This window comes from Streptomyces sp. NBC_00086 (assembly GCF_026343255.1).
Taxonomy (GTDB): Bacteria; Actinomycetota; Actinomycetes; order Streptomycetales; family Streptomycetaceae; genus Streptomyces.
In genome coordinates this window covers 7,840,403-7,862,871 of sequence record NZ_JAPELZ010000001.1, presented here as the reverse complement: position 1 = coordinate 7,862,871, position 22,469 = coordinate 7,840,403, and the positions used below count along the sequence as shown (strand labels likewise).

Sequence of the window (22,469 nt, the reverse complement as noted above, 5' to 3'; positions counted from 1 at the left end):
ATGCCCAGACTCGAATGGCCCCTGCACGTCGTCCGCCGCGTCGCGCTGGCCACAGCGGCGGCCGTCACCCTCGTCGCGGCGCTCTGGCTGGGCGTGGGCTGGCTCCAGGAGCGTCAGGCCAGGTGCGCCGACGGGGTCGTGGAACGGGGTCCCGACGACGAGTGCGTCGGGGTGAGCGACGGCTCCTACGTCTTCGCTCCGCACCTCGATGCCGTCAGCGCCAAGATCGAGGTGGAGAACCGACGGGTCCTCGCCAACGCGGACAAGGAGCCGTACGTCAGCGTCGCCTACTTCACCTCGTTCACCACGACCGCCGCGGACAGCAACTCCGCCGAAGGCGTCCGCCACGAGCTCCAGGGCGCCTACCTCGCCCAGTACCGGCACAACCAGGGCGACCTGGCCGCCGTTCCCAAGATCCGGCTGCTCATAGCCAACCCGGGCAGCAAGTCCGCGCAGTGGAAGCACACCGTCGACGAGCTGATCGCCCTGAAGGACTCCCCGGACCGGCTCGTCGCGGTGGCCGGCCTCGGCCCCAGCACCAACGAGAACCTCTCGGCCATCAAGCGATTCTCCGAGCACGGGATCGCCATGGTCGGCGCCACCATGACCGCCTCGGACATCAAGGACATCAACGGCTTCGTCCGGATCGCACCCACCAACGAGGACCAGGCGTACGCGGGCGCCGGCTACCTCAAGCGGCGCGGCGTCACCACCGGCGTCGTCATCCAGGACGTGGCGCGGGGAGACCTCTACTCCGCCACCCTCGGCTCCGCCTTCACCAAGGCGTTCCAGGACGACACGCACAAGCTCGTCGCCGAGAGCATGACGTACGACTCCTCCGTCAGCAGCGCCTGGCAGAACGAGCTGCGCTACATGCCGGGCCAGTTGTGCCAGCAGCGCCCGCAACTCGTCTACTTCGCGGGCCGCGGCCTGCAGCTCACCCGCTTCCTCGACGCGCTCGCCAACCGCAGTTGCACCGAGCAGCGGTTCACCGTGTTCACCGGGGACGACACGACCAACCTGAGCCCCGAGCAGCTCGCCCGCGCCGCGGAGACGGGCATCGAGGTGCTCTACACCGGCCTCGCCCACCCCGACATGTACCGGGCGGCGCCGCAGACCGTGTCCGCGCCCTCCGCGAAGAACTTCCAGCCGGGCGGGCTGATGGACCAGTGGTTCCCGAACGACCCCCGCGGGGACGGCGGGGCCCTGATGGGCCACGACGCGGTGCTCGCGGCGGCCCACGGCATTCAGATGGCCGCCCGCTGGCAGGGCCAGGTGGCCGGCGACGCCGTGGCCCGGATGTTCCACCAGATGGACGGCACCCAGCAGGTGGCCGGGGCCAGCGGGTTCATCTCCTTCCAGAACAACGGCGATCCGCGCAACAAGGCCGTCCCGGTCCTCCGCCTCAACGCCAAGGGCCAGGTGGAGTTCGTAGAAGTGTCCGCGGCGGAGGGCAAACCACCGCAGGGGCAATGACGCGCCGGGCCGCTCCGGGCCGATCCGGGCAGGGCTCACCCCGGGCCCTGCCTGTCGCCTATGTCCGCGCAGCAGCGAACGAAACCCCCGACCGGCCGAGGAAGACATCACACTCGAGGGGAAAACGTGAGACAGGGCAAAGACGTTACCGGCTCGTTATAAAACCGGGGGTGGGGTGAAGATATCGGCATATGCCACGACACATCGGCCGCATCGCCGGACCTTCCGAGCCCTCCGCAGGGCATCTCCATCTATCACGAAAGACATCCGCCCCGTAACCCCTTGGCCCCGTGCAATCCGCTCCAACCCTCGGTAGCTTCGGCCCGCATGACTGCTCATGCAGAACTGGCCCATTACCGGAAGACCACACCGTCCGTACCGACCGCCTCGACCACCTCCACCACGCACATCGACCGCCCCCGCCCCAGCGACGGCCGCCAGCTGTGGCGCCTCGCCCGCGATTCCAGGACGCTGGACCTCAACTCGGCCTACAGCTATCTGCTCTGGTGCCGTGACTTCGCCGGCACGTCCGCGGTGGCCCGCGACTCCTCCGGGCGTCCCGTCGGATTCGTCAGCGGATACCTGCGCCCCGAGAGCCCCGGAACCCTGCTCGTCTGGCAGATCGCCGTCGACGAATCCGTCCGCGGCCTGGGCATCGCCGCGGACCTGCTCGACGGCCTCTCCGCCCGGGTGGCGGCAGAACACGGACTGAGCTTCCTGGAGACCACCATCTCCCCCGGCAACCTCGCGTCGGAGCGGCTCTTCGCCTCGTACGCCGCCCGGCACGGCGCCACGCTCACGCGCAAGGTGCTGTTCGCCCCGGAGGAGTTCCCGGACCGCGGTTACGCCCCGGAGGTCCTGCACCGCATCGGGCCGCTGCACTTCTGATCCCGGTCCGAACGCCTCGTACCGGAAGCCTCGTACCGATGCCTCGCACCGAAGGCCTCGCGCCGAACGCGCGGCACACACCACCCCACGCTCATTGGAGAGTCCCCTTGACCATGACCGAGCCGGTCCTGTCCGTCTTCGAGACCCTGGAGTCCGAGGTGCGCAGCTACTGCCGCGCCTGGCCCGTAGTCTTCGAGCGCGCCACGGGAAGCCGGCTGTACGACGAACACGGCTCCGGCTACCTGGACTTCTTCGCGGGCGCCGGGTCCCTGAACTACGGCCACAACAACCCCGTCCTGAAGCGCGCCCTGCTCGACTACCTGGAGCGCGACGGCATCACGCACGGGCTCGACATGGCGACGACCGCCAAGCGGGCCTTCCTCGAGACCTTCCGGTCCCACGTCCTCGAACCCCGCGCACTGAACTACAAGGTGATGTTCCCGGGCCCCACCGGGACCAATGCCGTAGAGGCGGCGCTCAAGCTGGCGCGGAAGGCCAAGGGGCGCGAGTCGGTCGTGTCCTTCACCAACGCCTTCCACGGCATGTCGCTCGGCTCCCTCGCCGTCACGGGCAACGCCTTCAAACGGGCCGGCGCCGGCATACCCCTGGTCCACGGCACCCCGATGCCCTTCGACAACTACCTCGGCGGCAGGACCCCCGACTTCCTCTGGTTCGAGCGCCTGCTGGAGGACCAGGGATCCGGCCTCAACCACCCGGCCGCGGTCATCGTCGAGACCATCCAGGGCGAAGGCGGGATCAACGTGGCGCGCGCGGAATGGCTCCGCGCCCTCGCCGACCTGTGCCGACGCCGCGACATGCTGCTGATCGTCGACGACATCCAGATGGGCTGCGGCCGGACCGGCGAGTTCTTCTCCTTCGAGGAGGCGGGCATCACCCCCGACATCGTCACGCTGTCGAAGTCCATCAGCGGCTACGGACTCCCCATGTCCCTGTGCCTGTTCAAGCCCGAGCTGGACCTGTGGGAGCCGGGCGAGCACAACGGCACCTTCCGCGGCAACAACCCGGCCTTCGTCACCGCGACGGCCGCCCTGGAGACGTACTGGGGCGACGGCGTCCTGCGCGAGCGGACCCTCATGCAGGGCGCGCGCATCGAGGGCGCGTTGCACGAGCTGTGCGGCGAACACGCCCGGCTGGGCGCGACGTACCGGGGCCGCGGGCTGGTCTGGGGCGTGGAGTTCGCCCACAAGGAGCGCGCGGCCGCGGTGTCCCGGAGGGCTTTCGAGCACGGTCTCCTCATCGAGACCTCGGGCCCCCAGGGCGAGGTCGTGAAGCTGCTCCCGCCCCTGACCGTCACCGGCGACGAACTCGACGAGGGCCTCGACATCCTCGCCCGCTCCGTCCGCGAAACCGCCTGACCAGCACTCCGCCACACACCACGAAGGGCACCAACATGATCGTCCGCTCGTTCCGGGACATCGAGGGAACCGACCGCCACGTCAAGGCGGCCTCCGGCACCTGGGAGAGCAAGCGCATCGTCCTGGCCAGGGAACGCGTCGGCTTCTCCCTGCACGAAACCGTCCTGTACGCCGGCACGGAGACGTCCATGTGGTACGCGAACCACGTGGAGGCCGTGGTCTGCACGCAGGGAGAGGCCGAGCTCACGGACGACGAGACGGGTCTGACGTACACGATCACGCCGGGAACCATGTACCTCCTCGACGGCCACGAGCGGCACACCCTGCGCGTGAAGCACGAGTTCCGCTGCCTGTGCGTCTTCAACCCGCCCGTGACGGGCCGGGAGGACCACGACGAGAACGGCGTGTACCCGCTGCTCACCGAACCCGAACCCGGGCCCGACCACGGCTGACGTACCCACACGCTCGCGCACTCGCACTCGCACACGCACTCACACGGAAGAGAAGGGAGAGGCAGGCACCGCCATGACCTCCGCATCCATACGCACGGTGAACGACCTGTATCCGACCCGGGGCTCCGAGGAGGTGCTCAGCGGCCGCGTGGACCCCGTCGTCTGGTCCGATCCCGGCACGCCGGGCCCGATATGGGCCCACGAGCTGGAGAGCTACGAGCGCGACGGTTTCCTGTCCGTCGAGGAACTCATCACGCCCGAGGAGACGGAGGTCTACCGGGCCGAGATGGACCGGCTGCTCCGTGACCCCTCGACGCTCGCCGACGAGCGGTCCATCGTGGAGCCGAAGTCACGGGAAGTGCGCTCCGTCTTCGAAGTCCACCGGATCAGCGAGGTGTTCGCGGCCCTCGCCGCCGATCCGCGCGTCGCGGGGCGTGCGCGGCAGATCCTGGGATCCGAGGTGTACGTGCACCAGTCCCGCATCAACGTCAAGCCCGGTTTCGGCGCCAGCGGCTTCTACTGGCACTCCGACTTCGAGACCTGGCACGCCGAGGACGGCCTGCCGCACATGCGCACCGTGTCGGTGTCCATCGCCCTGACGCCGAACCACTCCACCAACGGCGGCCTGATGATCATGCCCGGCTCCCACCGGAGCTTCCTGGGCTGCGCCGGTGCGACGCCGAAGGACAACTACAAGAAGTCCCTCCGGATGCAGGACGCGGGCACCCCGTCGGACGAGGCGCTGACCCAGTTCGCCTCGGCCTGCGGCATCAAGCTCTTCACCGGCAAGGCGGGTTCGGCCACCTGGTTCGACTGCAACGCGATGCACGGTTCGGGTGACAACATCACGCCCTACCCGCGCAGCAACGTGTTCCTCGTCTTCAACAGCGTCGAGAACCGCCCGTCGAAGCCCTTCGCCGCCCCGGTGCGCCGCCCCGGATACATCGCCTCGCGGGACTTCACCCCGGTGAGCTGACACGTCCGGCCGACCCGGCGCTTGCCCGGCCGGGTCGGCTACCCGGCGGGGGTGATGGGCGGACCCCTACCGGGGGTCTGCGGTGCTGCGTAGACTCCACCCGCATGACTGCGGGGATGGGCGCATCGGTGCTGGTCGGACGGGATGCGGAGATTCGGGCGATGCGTACGGCGCTGGCCCGGCCGCCCGCCGTGGTGCTGATCGAGGGCGAGGCCGGGATCGGCAAGACGCGGCTCGTGCGCGAGGTGCTCGCGCGCAGACCGGACCTCAGGGCGCGGGTGCTGTCGGGGAGCTGTCCGCCGCTGCGCGAACCGTTCCCGTACGGGCCGCTGTTCGATGTGCTCCGTACCCTCGCCCACGCCGTGCCGGCCGGGCTCAGCCCCGTGTGCGGGGCCCTGCGGCCGTACCTGCCGGAGCTCGCCGAGCGGCTTCCCCCGCCCTGCGAGCCGTTGCACGACCCGGCCGCCGCCACGCACCGGATCTTCCGCGCGGTGGGAGCGCTGCTGGCCGCCGTGTGCCCGGCCGTGCTCGTCGTCGAGGACCTCCACTGGGCCGACGACGGCACCCGCGACCTGATCCGGTTCCTGATCGAGGATCCGCCGCCGGGGCTCGCCGTCGTACTGACCTACCGGCGGGAGGACCTGCCCGCCCCCGGGTTGCCGCTGGGGCGCGCCTACCGGCGGGCGGCCGGTCACGAGTCCCTCCTGATGCGGCTGGAGGCGCTCGACGCGGGCGAGGTGCGCACCCTGGCCGCCGCGCTCACGGGCGGGCCCGTATCCGCGCGGCTGGCGGACGAGTTGCACGAGCGGACCGCCGGGATCCCCTTCGTGCTGGAGGAGTTCGTGCGGGGTCCGGGCGCTCCGACGGCCGTGCCCGCCCTGCTCCAGGAGGCGATGGCCGATCGGACCGCCGGACTGGACGCGCCGGCCCTCGCGGTCGTCCACGCGGCCGCGGTGCTGCGCGATCCGGCGCAGGAGGCCCTGGTCACCGCCGTGGCGGGGCTCGACGAGGAGGCCGGGGCCGCGGCCGTGGGGGCCGCGCTGCGGGCCGGAGTGCTCCACGACTGGGGCGAGGACCGGTACGGATTCCGGCACGGACTGGCCCAACAGGCCGTGTACGAGGCCCTGCTGGGCCCGGACCGGCGGCGCCTGCACCTGCGTGCCGTCACCGCGCTGGCCGCGCTGCCCGCGCCGCCACTCGTACGGCTGGCCTACCACGCCCGGCAGGCCGGCGCCGTGGAGGCCTGGCGGCGCTACGCGGAGGACGCCGCCGAGCACGCCCGGGAGATCGGCGACACGGCGCTCGCCGTGGAACTCCTCGAAGGGCTCCTCGACGATCCCGGGCTGCCGGCCGAGGACTGCGCGCGCCTGGCCCTGCGGCTCAGCCGCGCGGCCACGATCGGCCTCACCCACCGGCGCACCGCCCGGCTGCTGCGCCGGGTGGTCGACGACGGCGGGGCGCTGCCCGACGCCGTGCGCGGGGACATCCGGCTCAACCTCGGGCTGCTGCTGAACAACCAGGCCGGCGACCACCGCCAGGGCCGGCTGGACACCGTCCGCGCCGTCGCCGAGCTCCGCGAACGCCCGGCCCGCGCCGCCCGGGGCATGGCCGGACTCGCCATGCCGACGTGGGGCGAAGAACCGTACGCGGTCTACCAGGAGTGGATCGGCCGCGCGGAGCGGATCGCCGCCGCGCACGGGGACGAGGCGCTGCGGCTCGCGGTGCGCGGCAACCACCTCGTCCTGCGGATGGCCCTCGGCGAGGGGGCGGTGCGCGCCGAGGCGGAGGCCCTGCTCGCCGCCGGCGCGGCGGACCGGGCGGGCCGCCTGGAGCTCGCGCGGATGTGCGGGAACCTCGCCGACGCCGCGGCCTGGCTGGGCAAGGACCCGGAGGCCGACCTGTTCCGCCGGGAGGGCGACCGCATAGCCGCCGCGTGCGGGGCCCCGTACCTGCGCGGGATCATCGACGCGACCGTGCTGCGCCTGGAGTGGAGCCAGGGGCGCTGGGAGGGGCTCGGCGAGCGCGCCCGGCAGGTCTGGGAGGCGGCCCAGGGCGCCTACGGCATCGAGTCGGAGGCGCGCCTGGTCCTGGGGCTCCTGGGCGCCGCGCACGGGGAGTGGGAGGAGGCGGCCGAGCACCTCGCGGCGGCCGCTCTGGACGATCCGCACAACGCGGCCTCGCCGGTCCTGGCCGCCGCGGGCGCGGCGGCGGTACGCATCCACCTCGCGCGGGGCCGGGCCGGCGCGGCCTGCTCCGAGGCCGACCGGGGACTCGCGCGCGTCCGGCACAAGGGGCTCTGGGGCTGGGCCGCGGACCTGGCGGCGGCCGGCGTGGACGCGTACGTCCGGGCGGGCCGGATCGCCGACGCGGGACGACTGACCGGGGAGTACGCGCAGGCCATCGCGGGACGCGACCACCCCCTGGCGCTGGCGGCGCTGCCGCTGTGCCGGGCGGCCGTGGCCCGGTCGGCCGGTCAGCCGCAGGAGGCATCGGCGCACTACCGCCGGGCGGCTGCCCAGTTCACCGCGCTGCGCCGGCCGCACAGCGCGGCCCAGGCCGTGGAGGCCGCGCTGGAATGCGTACCGGACGCCGACGAACTGGCGCTCCTGGCCGCCGAGTTCGAGCGCATCGGAGCCGTGCGTGAGGCGGCCCGCTGCCGGCGGGCGCTGCGCGGCAGCGGGCACGTGGCGGCGGCCCGGCGCGGCCGGGGCGGCTACGGCGAGGGACTGTCGCCGCGGGAGGCGGACGTGGCCCGGCTGGTGGCCTCGGGCCGGACCAACCGGGAGATCGCCGAGCTGCTGTTCCTCTCGCCGCGCACGGTGGAGCAGCACGTGGCGAAGGTGCTGCGGAAGCTGAAGGTCAGCAGCCGCACGGAGGTACGTACTCCGTAGCGCCCGGGGCGCGCGTGACGGCTGCGAATAGGTACTCCTACGGACCCGGGTACGGATTGCCGTGCTCCCCCGGTGTCACGAGGGTGATCCCCGTGCCCCGGCCCCCACGCCGTGGCATCCAGGAACCCGATCAGTAGGAGCAGTTGGATGCGTGCACAGCGTGCGGCAAGAAGCACCCGGCTCGGGGCCATATGTCTCGGTGCCGCCACCGCGACCGTCCTCGGCCTGTTCGGCGCCGCCACCCAGGCCCACGCCGGACCCGCGGAGGGCCGGGTCCTCGGCGAGGGCGCGGCGGACACCGTGAGCGGCCGGTACCTCGTCGTCCTCGACGGCGCGCCCTCCCTGCGCGCCACCGCCACGGCCGAGACCGCCGGGGAGGCGAAGACGCTGACGGACCGCCACGGAGGGGCGGTCCGTCAGCTGTACACGGCCGCCCTCAAGGGCTTCTCCGTGAAGGCGACCCCGGCGCAGGCCCGGCGGCTCGCGGCCGCGCCGGGCGTGCGCTACGTCCAGGCCGACACCGTCTTCCGCGTGTCGGGGACCCAGCCCAACCCGCCGTCCTGGGGCATCGACCGCGTCGACGGAGCGAAGGACGGCTCCTACGCCTACCCGAACGACGGCAGCGGGGTGACCGCGTACATCGCGGACACCGGCCTCTACCGGCAGCACTCGGACTTCGGCTCCCGCGCCTCCTCGGGCTACGACTTCATCGACAACGACGCGGACTCCGCCGACTGCCACGGACACGGCACGCACGTCTCGGGGACCGTGGGCGGCAGCGCATACGGCGTCGCCAAGAACGTGAAGCTGGTCGGGGTGCGGGTGCTCGACTGCCAGGGTTCCGGGTCCACGGAGCAGATCGCGGCCGGCATGGACTGGATCGCGAGGAACGCCAAGAAGCCGGCCGTCGTCAACATGTCCCTGGGCGGCAGCGCCGACCGTGCGCTCGACGACGCCGTGGCCGGCGTGATCAACGCGGGCGTGCCGGTGGCCGTCGCCGCGGGCAACGACAGCAAGGACGCGTGCAACACCAGCCCGGCGCGCCTGCCCGCGGCCATCACCCTCGGCTCCACGGACAGCAACGACGCCCGCTCCAGCTTCTCCAACTACGGTTCCTGCCTCGACCTGTTCGCCCCCGGCGGCTCCATCGTCTCCACCAAGATGGGCGGGGGCACCCAGACGATGAGCGGCACCTCCATGGCCACTCCGCACACGGCGGGAGCGGCTGCGATCTACCTCTCGGCGCACCCCGACGCCACCCCGCAGCAGGTGCGCGACGCGCTGGTGGACAACGCGCAGTCGGGTGTGGTGACCGGGGCCGGTTCGGGCTCCCCCAACAAGTTCCTGAACGTGACCAAGCTCGGCGCTCCCACCCAGCCCGGTGAGCCGGTCGCGGACTTCGCCGCCCAGTGCTCGACTTCGGCCGCTTCCTGCGCCTTCGACGCCTCGGCGTCCAAGGACCCGGACGGCTCGATCGCCTCGTACGCCTGGGAGTTCGGCGACGGTGCGAAGGGTGAGGGCGTCAAGCCGTCCCACGAGTACTCCGCCGCCGGCACCTACTCGGTCAAGCTGACCGTCACCGACGACTCCGGCCGCACGGCCACCGTCACCAAGCCCGTCACCGCCGGGACCACGCAGCCTCCGACGGGCACCCCGCCGACCGCGGCGTTCTCGGTGTCCTGCTGGTACCAGGACTGCTCCTTCGACGGCTCGGGCTCCAAGGACTCCGACGGCTCGATCGCCTCGTACAAGTGGAAGTTCGGCGACGCCGCCACGGGCACCGGAGCCACCGTCGCCCACCGCTACCCGGCCGGACAGCGCAGCTACACCGCCGAGCTGACCGTCACCGACAACTCCGGCCTGACGGCCACCGCTTCGCGCCGCATCGACTGCTACGGCTTCGGTACCGGCCAGTCCCTCTGCTTCGCCTCCTGACCCGTCCCGTCCCGCGCGACCCGGCCCTCCCCCTCCCCGGGGAGGTCCGGGTCGCGCGCATGCCGGTCGAGTGGCGACGGCTCCTTGACCCCGGCAGAGGCGGCGCGTTAGGTTCACGCCACGGGAGAGCGCTCTCCCCAGTGGATCCGTCAGACGCTCCGGACCGGAGGACACCCGCGATGCAGCGGACCCTGACCGACGAACAGATCACGCGCGCGGTCGCGCACGCCCAGGACCCGGACACCAGGGTCCTGCGCCACCGGGAGCTGGCCGGCGGCACCTTCAACTCGGTCCACCTGCTCACCCTGGCCGCCCGGCCCGGCGGACCGCGGGACCCCGGCCCGGGAGAGCGGCCGGTCGTGCTCAAGGTCGCACCGCCGGCGGGCACACCGCTCATGACCTACGAGAACGCGCTGATGCGCACCGAAGCCGAGTTCTACCGGCGTGCCTCGACGGTGCCCGGCCTGCCGGTGCCCGGAGTCGTGGCGACCGGCTTCGACCGGAGTGCGATCGGCGCCGACTACCTCCTGATGACACACCTGGAGGGCGAACCCTGGGACCGGCTGCGCGCCGGGATCGGTTCCTCGGACCAGGCAAGACTGCGCACCGACCTCGGCCGCCTCGTCCGCGGGCTCCACCGCGTACGGGGTTCCTCCTTCGGCTATCCGTACGGGAACCCGCCGGCGGGCGCCGGCACGAGCTGGCGGATCGCCTTCGAGGGCATGCTGGCCGATGTCTGCGCGGACGCCCGCCGGTTCGGCGCCCCGCTGCCCGTCGACCCCGGCCTCGTCCTCGGCCTCGTCCGTGAGCGGGGCCGGCTCCTCGACCAGGTGACGGCCCCCTCGCTGGTCCACTTCGACCTGTGGGAGGGCAACATCCTGCTCGCCGAGCGGGACGGACGCCTGGAGATCACCGGGATCATCGACGGCGAACGGGCGTTCTGGGGAGATCCGCTCGCCGACCTGGTGTCCACCGCGCTCTTCGACGACATCACCCGGGACCCGGCCTTCCTGTCCGGCTACCGCTCCGGCCCGCTCACGGCCGACGAACGCCTGCGCATCGCGATGTACCGCGCCTACCTGGCGCTGATCGTCCTGGTCGAAGGCGTCCCCCGCGGCTACGACCCGCAGGCGCGGGCGCCCCTCACCGACCTGGCCGCCGCCGACTTGGCGACGGCGCTGGACCTCCTGAGGCAGGCTCCGCCCGTCTGACCGTCCACCCGCCCGTCCACCCGCTCGTCCACCCGCCCGCCGGCCGGGCCGCCCGTCAGGCCGTAGAGCGGGTCGAGCCAAACGGGTGACTTAGCGCCACATCTGCAAGGTCTCAGGCGTTGCCAGGGCGAAATGACCGACGGGTACCACCCCGCTCCAACGAAGGATCTCCAGGTAATGCTGAAGAAGATGATGGTCACCGCAGTCACCACCGCCGCCGCGATCGGCGCCGGCGGCGCCATGGCCGCTCCGGCCATGGCCATCGGCAATGACAACGGGATCAACACCGTCAACGGCAACGGCGCCGTGCAGGCCTACGGCAACCAGAAGACCCACGGCGCGATGAGCCCCCAGCTCTCCGCGGTCCAGGGCACGCTGAACAAGCCGTGCATCGGTCTGCCGGTCAAGGTCAACGCGCAGTCGCTCGTCGCCGTCCTCGCGAACGTGGGCGTCCAGGACATCAACGTCCTGTCCAACCCGCAGAACCAGCAGTGCACCGAGAACTCCACCCAGGCCAAGGGCGACGAGGCGCTCTCCCACATCCTGGACAACATCCCGGTCCTGTCGGGCAACCTGTCGCAGGGAAGCTGACGGCCCGCCCCTGACTGGCTGAATGACTGACTGACTGACCGACTGGCCCGGCCCGGCCGCGGACGCCCGCACGAGCGCTCCGCGGCCGGGCCGTCGGCCGTCCGGGCCCCAGACCGTTCAGGCCCCAGGTCGTCCGGGCCCCGCGCGAATCGCTTCGATCAGCTGGCCGGAGCCATGTCGTAGGTGACCCACATCGTACGAGTCGCCACTTGGTCGTACTTGGACCGGGCGCGGTGGTTGTCGTCGGCCGTGATCCAGCGGACGACGCTCCAGCCGCGTTCGGCAGCGATCTCACCCAAGGCCGTGAGCAGCTGATCGGCGGCGCCGGAGCCGCGCCGGGCGGGGTCGACGAACAGGTCGTCCAGGTACCCGCCGGTGGTGGCCGAAAGGGGGCGGGCGAACGGGCGGTAGTGCGCCAGGCCGATCAGCCGGCCGTCCACGTCCTCGGCGACGAGGGCGTTCACCTCGTGGGCGGGGTCGTTGATCCACGTCCACACGCGTTCGGCGGCCTCCTCGGTCTGCTCGACCCGGTAGAAGTCCGCGTAGCCGCGGTACAGGGCGCGCCACTGCGGGAAGTCCGCGTCGCGGACCGCGCGGACGGTGATGGTGGTCGACATGATGCGCACTTTCGTCGTCGGTAAGGGTCTTCGACCAAGGATCATGCCCGGCCCCACCGATCTGCGGCATCGCCCGAATGTCGAAGCCCGCGCCCACCCGGGGACGCGGCGTCCACTTCCGGGACCGTCGGCGCCGAGGACGGCCCGCCGCGCCCGCACGTCGCGCCCAGCGCCCAGCGCCGCAGCGCCGCAGCGCCGAGTGCCCGGTGCCCAACGCCCTTGCATCGACCCCCGCCACGGCCCGGTGCCCCGTCCGACATGCCGGACACCGCTCCGGAGGACTTGAGCCCCTCCCGGCCCGCCATGGAGCATGATCGACTTGGGCACTTATGCCCCTGTACTGAGGGATTTGCCGCTCATGCTCCTCATGCCACCGATCGACTTCACCGAGATACCGCCGGCGGCGGACTGCCCCTGCCCGGGGTGCCGTTCCGATCGCCGCTCCACCGCCGCCCGGCACACGCCGCGCGGGCGGGTCCGGGCACTGGCCGTCGCCACCGTCGCCGGAGCGTGCGGCCTCGCCGTCACACCGGGGACAGCCGCGGCCGCACAGGCCGTCGAAACGGGGCGCGCCCCTTCGCCCGACGGCGCGCAGTCCACTCCCCAGGGACCGACCGGCCCCCTGGTGCGGGACTCGGCGGGGCGCCTGAGCGCCCCGGGGGCCACCGCCACCACTCGGGCGGACATCATGCGCCGGGCCCAGCAATGGGTCGACGCGCAGGTCCCGTACAGCATGAACGCCTACCGGAACGGCTACCGGACGGACTGCTCCGGCTTCGTCTCGATGGCCTGGGGCCTCGGTTCCAACCAGTGGACCGGCAGCCTGGACCAGTTCGGGCAGCGCATATCCAAGTCCGAGCTGCGGCCCGGCGACATGCTGCTGTTCCACAACCCGTCGGACCCGGGCGCCGGATCCCATGTGGTGCTCTTCGGCGGCTGGACCGATGCGTCCATGAGCCGTTACACCGCCTATGAGCAGACCCGCCCGCACACCCTGAAGCGCACGAACCCGTACGCGTACTGGAACAACTCCTCGCGCTACGTGGCCTACCGCTACACGGGCCTGCGCGAGGGCGGCGGCGAGGAGGACTCCGGCGCGTTCCCCGGGGCGGGCGCCTTCGGCCCCGGGGCGAACGGTCCCCACGTCACCCGGCTCGGCGAGATGCTCGTGGCGCGCGGCGCAAGCCGCTTCTACGCCTCCGGCCCCGGGCCGGTGTGGGGCTCCGCGGACCGTGCCGCCACCAAGGCCTTCCAGGAGGCGCAGGGGTGGCGCGGCGCCGAGGCCGACGGGATCCCGGGGCCGGCGACCTGGACCCTGCTCACCGGCGGCAAGGGGCGGAACATCCCCTCCGGGGGCGACGGGTCCACGACCGGCTCCGCCTTCCCCGGCGGGCAGTACTTCCGCCCCGGTCAGTCCAACGACCACGTGGCCCGGCTGGGCCGCCGTCTGGTCGAGCGCGGCTACGGGCGGCACTACTCCGAGGGCCCCGGCCCCCGTTGGTCCGAGAGCGACCGGCGCAACGTCGAAGCCTTCCAGCGGGCACAGGGCTGGCGGGGCGCGGAGGCGGACGGCTACCCGGGCCCGGAGACCTGGCGCCGCCTCTTCGCCACGACCGGCCGCTGACCTGCCCGTCCCTTCCCCCCTGCCCCCTCTCCCCTTCCCCACTGCGTCCACGGCACGGGGGAAGGGGGGACCTGCCCAGCCACGGCAGTGGGTTCCTGCCGGCTCCGCAGGGGTTCTCGGCGTACGGGAAACCCTGCACCTTATAAGCGGGCCCGGCCCGATGCGGGCCGGCGCGCCCGTTGCCGTGCGGCGCACGGGAACCTCGGCGATTCGGCCAACCCCCTTGGGTGGCAGTGCCGTTATGGGAGACGGGTCGGTGTAGTTCGCACGCTCCCCCGCGCCCGTCATTCCGGGATTCCAGGGCCGACCGAAAGACGTGTGTTCGAAAACCTGGGGCCGTCGTTGAGCTCACGACAGCGTCCGACCGGCGACCCAGGGGGCCCCGATGACCACATCCCGAGCACACACCAAAGCGGCCGGCGCTCCGCCCCCTCCGCCCCCGGCGGAGATCACTTACGGCGGGAAGTTCGCCGTCAATCCGCTCGCCGAGGTCTCCTTCCGGACGATGTGCGCCACGCTCCCGTCCGTCCTGGCCCGGATCGGCCGCCTGTCCTGGCGGACCGACCGGCGGGCCGTGCGACTCCTGATCGGATGCCAGGTCGTCACGGGCGTGTCCGCCGCGGTACTGCTGGCCGCCACCGCCCGCGCGATGGGGCCCGTACTCGGCGCAGGCAGTGCGGCCGACCGCCTCCAGGGGGCCCTGCCCGCGCTGCTCGTCGTCGCGCTCGCCGCCGCGATGAACCGGGTCGCCGGGGCCGTGGCCACGTACGCCGAGCGGCGGATCACCCCGTTGCTCACCTCGGAGACCGACAGCACTCTGGTCGAGGCGGTCTGCCGGGTCGAGGCCGTGGCCTACGCGGGGGACGGCTTCTCCGACCGGCAGGAGGCGGCCGAGATGGGGGTGGTCCGCACCCACGTGATGGTCACCGACGCCCAGCGCTTCATGTCCTCGCTGATCCGCCTGGTCACCGCGGGCAGCGTCCTGTCCCTGCTGAACGTGATGATGTTGCCCCTGCTGCTCCTCGCCGTGCTGCCCGCCGGCATCGGCGCCGTCCTGACCGCCCGCGTGGACTACGAGATCCACTACGCCAACATCAGCGACCGCAACGTCCGCGGGATGATGCGCTGGTGGGCCACGGCCTCCCAGTACGGCGACGAGGTCCGCGCCAACTCGATGACCGACTACCTCGTCTACTGGTACCGGGCCCTGTCCGACCGTTGCGACCGGCGGAACCTGGCCGCCGCGCCCCGCACCCTGCGGATCTCCCTGCTCGCCGCGCTGGCCGGCGGCGTCTTCCTCCTCGCGACCTGGGGGGCGCTCGCCTGGCTCGCCGTGACCGGCCGGATCGAACCCGCCATCGCCGCCACGGCCGTCATCGCCGTCCAGACCGCGCTCGCCGCGCTCTCCCAGGTCATCATCAACGGCGCCGCGGTCTTCCACACCAGCCTCTACCTCACCGACATGCAGTCCTTCCTCGACGAGGCCGCCGCCCGTGCTCCCCGGCGCGGGCCGCGCGAGATCACCGGCCCGGTGGAGCGGATCCGGCTCGACGAGGTCGTCTACCAATACCCGGGCAAGGACAAGCCCGCGGTGGACGGCGTCTCCCTCACCCTGGAACGCGGCCAGATCCTCGCGATCGTCGGAGCGAACGGCTCCGGAAAGTCGACCCTGACCCGGCTGATCACCGGGATCTACCTCTGTGACAAGGGCAAGGTCACCTGGAACGGAAGCGACCTCGCCGACACCGACCCGGACACCGTCTGGCGCCTCACCGGCCTGGTGCCGCAGGACTTCGCCAAGTGGCCGCTGCGGGTGCGCGAGAACATCACCCTCGGCCAGCCCCGCACCCACGACGACGGACCCGTGTGGGAGGCCATCGACGCGGTCGGCCTGCGCGAAGCCGTCGAAGACCTCCCTCACGGTCTGGACAGCCTCCAGGCCCGCGACATCTGGGGAGGCGTCGAGTTCTCCGGCGGGCAGTGGCAGCGCGAAGCGTGCGCCCGGGCCCTGTACCGCAAGCCCGAGTTGCTGATCCTGGACGAGCCGACTTCGCAGATGGACCCGCGCGGCGAGCACCTGGTCTTCGAGCGGATCAAGGCCATCGCCGCCGACCGGATCACCATCATGGTCACGCACCGGCTGGAGAACACGAAGATCGCGGACCACATCATCGTGCTGGAAGGCGGCCGCATTTCCGAACAGGGCCGCTACGACGATCTCGTCCACGGCGGCGGAACCTTCGCCGAACTCCTCGCACTCTCCCAGGACCGCTGACCGGCCGCGCCCGCCCAGCCCCACCCGCCGAGCCCAGACACGCCGCACGCCGCACGCCGCACCCCGCACCCCGCACCCCGCACCCCGGAAGAAGGCGCCACGCCCATGCCCCCCTCACCCACCCCCGACCGGCCCTCCCTCCTCGGAGTGTTCGCCCACCCGGACGATGAATCGCTGCTCGCCGGCGGAGTGCTCGCGCAGCACGCCGCCGCCGGTTTCGACACCGCGGTCGTCACCGCGACCTGGTCCCGCGACAGCCACCGGGCCGCCGAACTCGCCGATGCCCTCCAGGTCCTGGGCGCTGGAGAGCCGCGGATGCTCGGCTACGCCGACGCACGCGTTCCGGAGTCCGCCCCGGGCCGGCCGAGGCTGTGTGACACACCCATCGACGAGGTCGTGGAGATGCTCGTGGCACACATCCGTGCCGTACGGCCGCAGCTGGTTCTGACACATGACGCGTACGGCCAGCTGACCGGCCATCCCGATCACGTCCGTACCCATCAAGCGGCCGTCCTGGCCTTCCACGCCGCGGGCCTGGAACACCACTACCCGGACGCGGGCGCCCCCTGGCAGCCCGCCACCCTGTACGCGGCCACCCACCCCGACTCGGGGGTGGGCGAGCTGGGCCCGTTGTTGTCGCGGGTGGGGAAGAAGGTGCTGTCCGTACCGGACGGACACATCACGGCGACGGTCGATGTGAGCGCCTTCCTCACGCAGAAGTGGGCGGCGATCCTCTCCCACCGCAGCGAGGCCGCCCGAGAGCGGCCCCTGCCCGGAATCCTCGCCCGTCTCCCCCAAGAGGTACGGGAGTCGATCATCTCGACCGAGTACTACACCCGCCTCGGCGCATCGCCCCTGCCGGACGGCCGGTGCGACCACCCGTAGGTCGCTCTTGAGAACGCGGCCGGGCCGCCGGGGACGATCCGCCTCGACGGCCCGGCGAAACGATCATTCCCGCGCGGCGGTCCCCTACCGTGGGTGAGGTGAACAGGTTCCTCGTCGCGTTGTCGGCGACCGCCTCCTTGCTGCTCCTCGCGCCCGGTACCGCGCATGCCGTCGATCCGGCGCCGTGCGTCAAGCCGGAGTCCGAATCGAAGTCCCGGAGCTCCGTCGACGAGGGCGAGATCCGGTACACCGACTCCTCGCAGTACGACCCGGAGATCAAGCACGCCATCGCGGCCTGGCAGTACTCCGGCGCGAAGATCAAGATCGTCGGTGACACCACGAGCACGGTCAACGACCTCGACTTCCAGGACTTCAACGACTCCAAGAGCACCGCGGCCGGCATCTGGAGCTACAACGCCGCACCGGCGTGGACGGACTACATCCGTTTCAACAAGGCGAAGATGTCGTCGTATTCGGCGAAGAAGCGCCGGAGTGTCGCCGCCCACGAACTGGGGCATGCGCTCGGCCCCTGCCACAAGGACTTCGAGACGACGAACTCGCTGATGTGGCCCCAGGTCCAAGAGGACTTCGACGTACCGCAGGCCGTGGACAAGGCCAACTACAAGAAGCTGTGGGGCTGATCATGAGTCCACGGATGTGGGCCGCGGCGGGCCTGACCGGGGGGCTGCTGCTCGCCGGTGGCGGCTGGTACTCGGTCGCCGGGACGGAAGGCTCCGGGCACGCGTCCTGTGGTGCGGACCTGACGAAGGACCCCGTGGTCGCCGATGAGTTCCCGGTGATGGCCGTGGTCGAGACGGTGAAGAACACCCGGGCATGGGAGGCGGACGGCAGCTCGTACCTGTCCAGTCAGGTACGCGTACTCAAGGGATTGAAGGGCGCCCCTCCCGAGTCGTTCACGGTCACCCAAGGGATCGAGAGCGGCGGCTCCCCGGGCCGCTACGCCACCGTGGATCCGGAGTTGTACGCCGTCCTGGAGCCGGGCCGGCGGTACGTGGTGGGGGTCGAGACCATGGACAACGAAGGCCAGGGGCCGTGGGTCGGCTACGTAGCGCCGGCGAAGCGCGGCGTGGACGGGGAGGCCGCCCACTGGAAGGACGCGCAGCGGGCCGGGGCGCCGGCTCCCGCGCCCTGCGACGACGTGCGCGTCGGCGGGTAGCCCGCCGGAGCGCCCGCCGCTTTCAACGCAGCGTAACCAGCGCCCCATCGGCACGCGAGTCGGACCCGTGGACCCACGACAGCCGCGACTGCGCGGTTCCGCGCATTCCTGCAGGGGCGGATGCCCCGCCCGGAGGGGTTGCGGGCCGTACATCCGGGGCCGGCCGTGCACCGGCGCACGAGGCCGGACCCGCTCGGGAGGGCGGGACGCTCGCCCCGGTGAACTGTTGGTTTCCACGTTCGCCGGCGCATTCGCGTCCCTGCGAACCCCGGACGCGGTGCACCTGGGCCCGCCTGCCGCAACCGAGCCGCCAGCCCCGTCCGGCACCGGGCCGGATCGTTGCCCCGTCTCCCCTGGACCACCTTCGAGTGATGCGGGGACCCATCCGACCGGTGCCGCAACCGCCTGCCCCCGTCACGTTCCGTGCCGGAGGCGTCCACGCCTCCCCGACCGACCAGATTCAGCCGATCTGCCGCTGACAGCATCGAGATTGATGATCCGTCAGGGGCGATCAATCACGGATCTTTCGGCGAGCCCCGGGACAGATCGACACGCCGGCGACGACCGTTTCCAGCCCCCGACGGCCCTTGACGGTGATTGGGCGTTGTGCGAATCTCTCGACAGGTCTGGACCAATTGTCTTCATCGGGCGGGGGCCCGAACAGCCAGACGTTCCTGGGGGTTCCGGGACGTCCGGCGGTCCTGACCACTCACGGCCGTCGGCCGGTCCCCGGGGGAGGACCGGATGCACGGTGGCCCGCATTTCACCGAACCAGGTTGCCTGAGCCCGCCGTTGGGTCCCGAAGCCCCGACGTGCGGTAGCCCGCACCCGATGCCGCGTCCGCACGCTCACCCGTGCTGCACCTCCACCCTGCTCCGACGTCCTAAGTGAGCCGCTGAATGTCCGAAGTCCTCCCCCTGCCCGACCGCAGACCCGCCTCGCCGGCCCAGCAGGGCGTCTGGCTCACCGAGCGGCTGGGACTGGCCCGCGAGGCGTTCCACATGCCGGTGCGGATCTCCTTCGACCGGATCGACACGGCGGCCCTGGTCCGCGCGGTGGCCGCCGTCATCGGGCGGCATCCGGCTCTGGCCGCGCGGCTGGTCGAGTGTGACGGCCGGGTGTGGCAGGAACCCGCGGCGCAGCAGCCCGAACTGGTGCAGCTCGAAGCGCCCGAAGACGAGGCCGACCTGGAGAAGCGGCTGGAGGAGGAGGCTGCCCGTCCGTTCACCCTGGAGACCGGCCCGCTCAGCCGCTTCACCCTGCACCGGCGCTCCGACGGCAGTGCCGAACTGCTGGTCACCGCGCACCACTCGGTCTTCGACGGCAACTCCAAGGACGTGCTGACCCGGGACCTCGCAGCCGCGTACGGCGCGGCGCCCCTTCCCTCTCCCTCGACCACCGCACCCGCCTCACCGGCCGAGGATCCGGCCACCGTACGGAGGGCTGCCGAGTGGTACGGGCCGCGTTGGGCCGCCGCCACCGACCCGGTGCTGCCCGGTGTATCGCGCACCCCGACCGTCGCCGGGGCAGGCGAGACGGTCGAGTGGAGTCTCGACGGCGCCGAGGCACGCGAGTTGGCCGCCACGGCCGCCCTCGGCGGCACCACGGTCTTCGAGTTCCTGCTCGCGGCCCTGCACGGGCTGCTGCGCCGGTACGGCGGCGAGGCGGTTCCGGTGTCCGTTCCGCTTTCCACTCGGACGCGCGAACTCACCGGGGAAGTAGGGCTGTTCGTCAATGAACTGCCCGTCCACGCGCCCGCGGCCGATGCCTCACAGACCTTCACGGCCTTCGCCGCCGCCGTACGGGCCGAGTTGCGGGCCGGCTACCCGTACCGCGGCGTGCCCTTCGGCGCCGCCGTCTCCGGGCTGAGCCCCCGCGTCGGCCTGACCGCCGTCTCCCTCGGTTACCGCCGGCGCGGCCCTGACCCGGACTTCGCCGGCACCGGTGCCCGGATCGCCTGGGCCGTGCACCACCGCACCGCCCGCAACACCCTCCACCTCCAGATCGTCGAAGCCCCCAAGAGCGGCGACGCCCTGAGCGGCGGCCTCGACTTCAGCCTGCAGTACGACCCGGCCGTGCTCGCCCCGGACGCCGCCCGCCGGATCGCCGGCCACTACAACACCCTGCTCGCCGGGGCGGTCGCCGACCCCGGTGCCCGGCTGCTGGACCTGCCGCTGCTGGACGCCGCCGAGCTCCGGGCCGTCACCACCGGGCCGAACGCCACGGCCCGCCCCTATCCGACCGACCGGACCGTGCTCGACCTGATCCGCGCCCAGGCCGCCGCCACCCCCGAGGCGATCGCGGTCAGCGCTGCCGGCCGCCACCTCGGCTACCGCGAACTACTGGCCCGTACAGACCAGTTGGCCGCAGCACTGCGCGCCGGCGGCGTCAGACCCGGCGACCTGGTCGCCGTCCACCTGGACCGTACCGCCGACCTGCCCGCCGCGCTGCTCGCCGTCCTCGCCACCGGCGCGGCCTACCTGCCGCTGGACCCGGGCTATCCGGCCGAGCGCCTCGCCCTCGTCCTGCGCGACTCCGCAGCCGTTCTGGTGCTCGCCGACCGCGAGCCCGCGCCACTGGTCGCCGCCGCCGCTCCAGCGGTCCTACGGCTCCCGGCGCCGTCGGCGCAGGACCCGGCCGAGGCCGCACCCGACGCCGACCACGGCGCCGCCCCCGGTCCGGACGATGTGGCGTACGTCCTCTACACCTCGGGCTCCACGGGCCGCCCCAAGGGCGTCGCGGTCGGGCACCGGGCACTGGTCAACCTGCTCACCTCCTTCGCCGACCGGCTCGACTCGGGCCCCCGGCACGCCTGGCTCGGATTGACCTCGCTCTCGTTCGACATCTCCGCGCTGGAGCTCTACCTGCCGCTGATCACCGGTGGCCGCCTGGTCCTGGCCCCGGACGGCCTCGCCGTCGACGGACCAGGCCTGCTCGCGCTGATCGGCGCCGAGGACGTCACCCATGTACAGGCCACCCCGTCCGGATGGAGGGTGATGCTCGCGGCGGGGAGCGCCACCGACGCCCTCGCCGCCGTCACCGGCCTGGCCGGCGGCGAGGCGCTGACGCTGCCGCTCGCCCGCGAACTGCGGGCGCGCACCGCCCGGCTGTTCAATGTGTACGGGCCCACCGAGACCACCATCTGGTCCACCTGCTCCGAGCTCCCCGCCGATCCCGGCCACGTCAGGATCGGCACCCCGATCGCCAACACCCAGGTCTACATCGTCGACGAGCAGCTGAGGCCCACCCCGCTCGGCATCCCCGGAGAGCTGCTGATCGGCGGGGACGGGGTCGCTCACGGCTACCTCGGCCGGCCCGAACTCACCTCCGAGCGCTTCGTGCAGAGCCCGTTCGGCCCGCCCGGAGCCCGGCTCTACCGCACCGGGGACCGCGCCGTCCGGACGCCTGACGGCGAGCTCGACTTCCTCGGCCGGATCGACGACCAGGTCAAGATCCGCGGCCACCGGATCGAACTCGGCGAGATCGAGTCCGCCCTGCTGGAGCACCCGGCCCTCGCCCAGGCCGCCGTGGCCGTCCGCACCGAGGAGGACGGCGAGCCGTTCCTGGCGGGCTACCTGGTCCCGGCCGCCGGCGCCCCGGCGCCCGCCCCCTCCGATCTGCGCGAACATCTGCTGCGCACGCTGCCGGCCGCGATGGCGCCGCAGCGCTGGCTCACCGTGGAGCGCCTGCCGCTCACCCCGAACGGCAAGCTGGACCGGCGGGCCCTGCCGGTACCGCCGCGCGAGGCGGCGCCGGCGCCACGGGCAGCCGATGCCGGTGACGAGACCACCGGAACGGTCCGCCGGATCTGGGCCGAGGTGCTGAACCTCCCCGACGTGGGCCCCGAGGACGACCTGTTCGACCTCGGCGGGCACTCGCTGACGGTGATCCAGATCGCCTCCCGGATCCGTGACGCGCTCGGCGTGGAACTGGACTTCGACGTCTTCTTCGACGTTCCGACCCCGGCCGGCATCGCCGCCGCCGTCCGCGAACGCCTGTAGGCCCCGCGCCCCGTACACCGGGCACGGCCCACTCGGCCGTGCCCGGCCCCCGCCGCGCCCGCACCCTCCGAATTCCCCCGCCCTCCGATTCCCC

Annotated in this window: 16 protein-coding genes; 15 read left to right on the top strand and 1 reads right to left on the bottom strand. The window is 72.4% G+C overall.

Annotated features, from left to right (window positions below; translation table 11 throughout):
• The 9 genes from OG276_RS35520 to OG276_RS35480 all read left to right on the top strand — a co-directional run bounded on the left by OG276_RS35520 (position 1) and on the right by OG276_RS35480 (position 11,796).
• Positions 1–1,476 carry a branched-chain amino acid ABC transporter substrate-binding protein gene (locus tag OG276_RS35520; RefSeq protein ID WP_266911866.1) on the top strand — a complete coding sequence of 492 codons (1,476 nt, stop codon included), beginning with the start codon at positions 1–3 and terminating at the stop codon, positions 1,474–1,476.
• Positions 1,477–1,803: 327 nt separating this feature from the next.
• Positions 1,804–2,364, top strand: coding sequence for a diaminobutyrate acetyltransferase (ectA, locus tag OG276_RS35515; RefSeq protein ID WP_266911864.1), 561 nt, complete (start codon positions 1,804–1,806; stop codon positions 2,362–2,364).
• A 107-nt stretch (positions 2,365–2,471) separates the two neighbouring features.
• Positions 2,472–3,740 (top strand): diaminobutyrate--2-oxoglutarate transaminase, encoded by a 1,269-nt coding sequence (gene ectB, locus OG276_RS35510; protein WP_266911862.1) that lies wholly within the window; start codon positions 2,472–2,474, stop codon positions 3,738–3,740.
• 35 nt (positions 3,741–3,775) lie between these two features.
• On the top strand, positions 3,776–4,192 hold the full coding sequence (locus OG276_RS35505; RefSeq protein WP_266911860.1) for an ectoine synthase: 417 nt from the start codon (positions 3,776–3,778) through the stop codon (positions 4,190–4,192).
• A 73-nt stretch (positions 4,193–4,265) separates the two neighbouring features.
• Positions 4,266–5,168: an ectoine hydroxylase gene (gene thpD, locus OG276_RS35500; protein WP_266911858.1), complete on the top strand. Its 903-nt coding sequence runs from the start codon at positions 4,266–4,268 to the stop codon at positions 5,166–5,168.
• 104 nt (positions 5,169–5,272) lie between these two features.
• Positions 5,273–8,059: an AAA family ATPase gene (locus OG276_RS35495; RefSeq protein WP_266911856.1), complete on the top strand. Its 2,787-nt coding sequence runs from the start codon at positions 5,273–5,275 to the stop codon at positions 8,057–8,059.
• A gap of 147 nt (positions 8,060–8,206) precedes the next feature.
• Positions 8,207–9,994, top strand: coding sequence for a S8 family serine peptidase (locus OG276_RS35490; RefSeq protein WP_266911854.1), 1,788 nt, complete (start codon positions 8,207–8,209; stop codon positions 9,992–9,994).
• 179 nt (positions 9,995–10,173) lie between these two features.
• Positions 10,174–11,205, top strand: a complete 1,032-nt coding sequence (locus tag OG276_RS35485) for a phosphotransferase family protein (protein ID WP_266911852.1) — start codon at positions 10,174–10,176, stop codon at positions 11,203–11,205.
• Between the two features lie 177 nt (positions 11,206–11,382).
• On the top strand, positions 11,383–11,796 hold the full coding sequence (locus OG276_RS35480; RefSeq protein ID WP_266911850.1) for a rodlin: 414 nt from the start codon (positions 11,383–11,385) through the stop codon (positions 11,794–11,796).
• A 158-nt stretch (positions 11,797–11,954) separates the two neighbouring features.
• Here the strand turns inward: OG276_RS35480 and OG276_RS35475 are convergent, their stop codons facing one another.
• Positions 11,955–12,413 carry a GNAT family N-acetyltransferase gene (locus tag OG276_RS35475; protein WP_266911848.1) on the bottom strand — a complete coding sequence of 153 codons (459 nt, stop codon included), beginning with the start codon at positions 12,411–12,413 and terminating at the stop codon, positions 11,955–11,957.
• Between the two features lie 358 nt (positions 12,414–12,771).
• On the opposite strand from OG276_RS35475, the gene OG276_RS35470 reads away from it, so the two are divergent.
• The 6 genes from OG276_RS35470 (at position 12,772) to OG276_RS35445 (ending at position 22,375) form a co-directional block, all read left to right on the top strand.
• Positions 12,772–14,037: a peptidoglycan-binding protein gene (locus OG276_RS35470; protein WP_266911846.1), complete on the top strand. Its 1,266-nt coding sequence runs from the start codon at positions 12,772–12,774 to the stop codon at positions 14,035–14,037.
• 385 nt (positions 14,038–14,422) lie between these two features.
• The gene (locus OG276_RS35465) at positions 14,423–16,312 is read left to right on the top strand and encodes an ABC transporter ATP-binding protein (RefSeq protein ID WP_266911844.1); all 1,890 of its coding nucleotides are present in this window, start codon (positions 14,423–14,425) and stop codon (positions 16,310–16,312) included.
• A 105-nt stretch (positions 16,313–16,417) separates the two neighbouring features.
• Entirely contained in the window at positions 16,418–17,197 is a 780-nt protein-coding gene (locus OG276_RS35460) for a PIG-L deacetylase family protein (RefSeq protein WP_266911842.1), read from the top strand.
• A gap of 98 nt (positions 17,198–17,295) precedes the next feature.
• Entirely contained in the window at positions 17,296–17,838 is a 543-nt protein-coding gene (locus tag OG276_RS35455; RefSeq protein WP_266911840.1) for a hypothetical protein, read from the top strand.
• A gap of 2 nt (positions 17,839–17,840) precedes the next feature.
• Complete coding sequence (locus tag OG276_RS35450; protein ID WP_266911838.1) at positions 17,841–18,374, top strand: hypothetical protein; 534 nt, start codon at positions 17,841–17,843, stop codon at positions 18,372–18,374.
• An 899-nt stretch (positions 18,375–19,273) separates the two neighbouring features.
• Positions 19,274–22,375 carry an amino acid adenylation domain-containing protein gene (locus OG276_RS35445; protein ID WP_266911836.1) on the top strand — a complete coding sequence of 1,034 codons (3,102 nt, stop codon included), beginning with the start codon at positions 19,274–19,276 and terminating at the stop codon, positions 22,373–22,375.
• The last annotated feature ends 94 nt before the right edge of the window (positions 22,376–22,469 follow it).

Bases quoted from the DNA above. Each gene is read 5' to 3' on its own strand.
- OG276_RS35450 (WP_266911838.1), top strand. From the start codon at position 17,841: ATGAGTCCACGGATGTGGGCCGCGGCGGGCCTGACCGGGGGGCTGCTG.
- OG276_RS35480 (WP_266911850.1), top strand. From the start codon at position 11,383: ATGCTGAAGAAGATGATGGTCACCGCAGTCACCACCGCCGCCGCGATC.
- OG276_RS35475 (WP_266911848.1), bottom strand. From the start codon at position 12,413: ATGTCGACCACCATCACCGTCCGCGCGGTCCGCGACGCGGACTTCCCG.
- OG276_RS35490 (WP_266911854.1), top strand. From the start codon at position 8,207: ATGCGTGCACAGCGTGCGGCAAGAAGCACCCGGCTCGGGGCCATATGT.
- OG276_RS35505 (WP_266911860.1), top strand. From the start codon at position 3,776: ATGATCGTCCGCTCGTTCCGGGACATCGAGGGAACCGACCGCCACGTC.
- OG276_RS35470 (WP_266911846.1), top strand. From the start codon at position 12,772: ATGCTCCTCATGCCACCGATCGACTTCACCGAGATACCGCCGGCGGCG.
- OG276_RS35465 (WP_266911844.1), top strand. From the start codon at position 14,423: ATGACCACATCCCGAGCACACACCAAAGCGGCCGGCGCTCCGCCCCCT.
- OG276_RS35485 (WP_266911852.1), top strand. From the start codon at position 10,174: ATGCAGCGGACCCTGACCGACGAACAGATCACGCGCGCGGTCGCGCAC.
- OG276_RS35520 (WP_266911866.1), top strand. From the start codon at position 1: ATGCCCAGACTCGAATGGCCCCTGCACGTCGTCCGCCGCGTCGCGCTG.
- OG276_RS35495 (WP_266911856.1), top strand. From the start codon at position 5,273: ATGACTGCGGGGATGGGCGCATCGGTGCTGGTCGGACGGGATGCGGAG.
- ectA (WP_266911864.1), top strand. From the start codon at position 1,804: ATGACTGCTCATGCAGAACTGGCCCATTACCGGAAGACCACACCGTCC.
- OG276_RS35460 (WP_266911842.1), top strand. From the start codon at position 16,418: ATGCCCCCCTCACCCACCCCCGACCGGCCCTCCCTCCTCGGAGTGTTC.
- thpD (WP_266911858.1), top strand. From the start codon at position 4,266: ATGACCTCCGCATCCATACGCACGGTGAACGACCTGTATCCGACCCGG.
- OG276_RS35445 (WP_266911836.1), top strand. From the start codon at position 19,274: ATGTCCGAAGTCCTCCCCCTGCCCGACCGCAGACCCGCCTCGCCGGCC.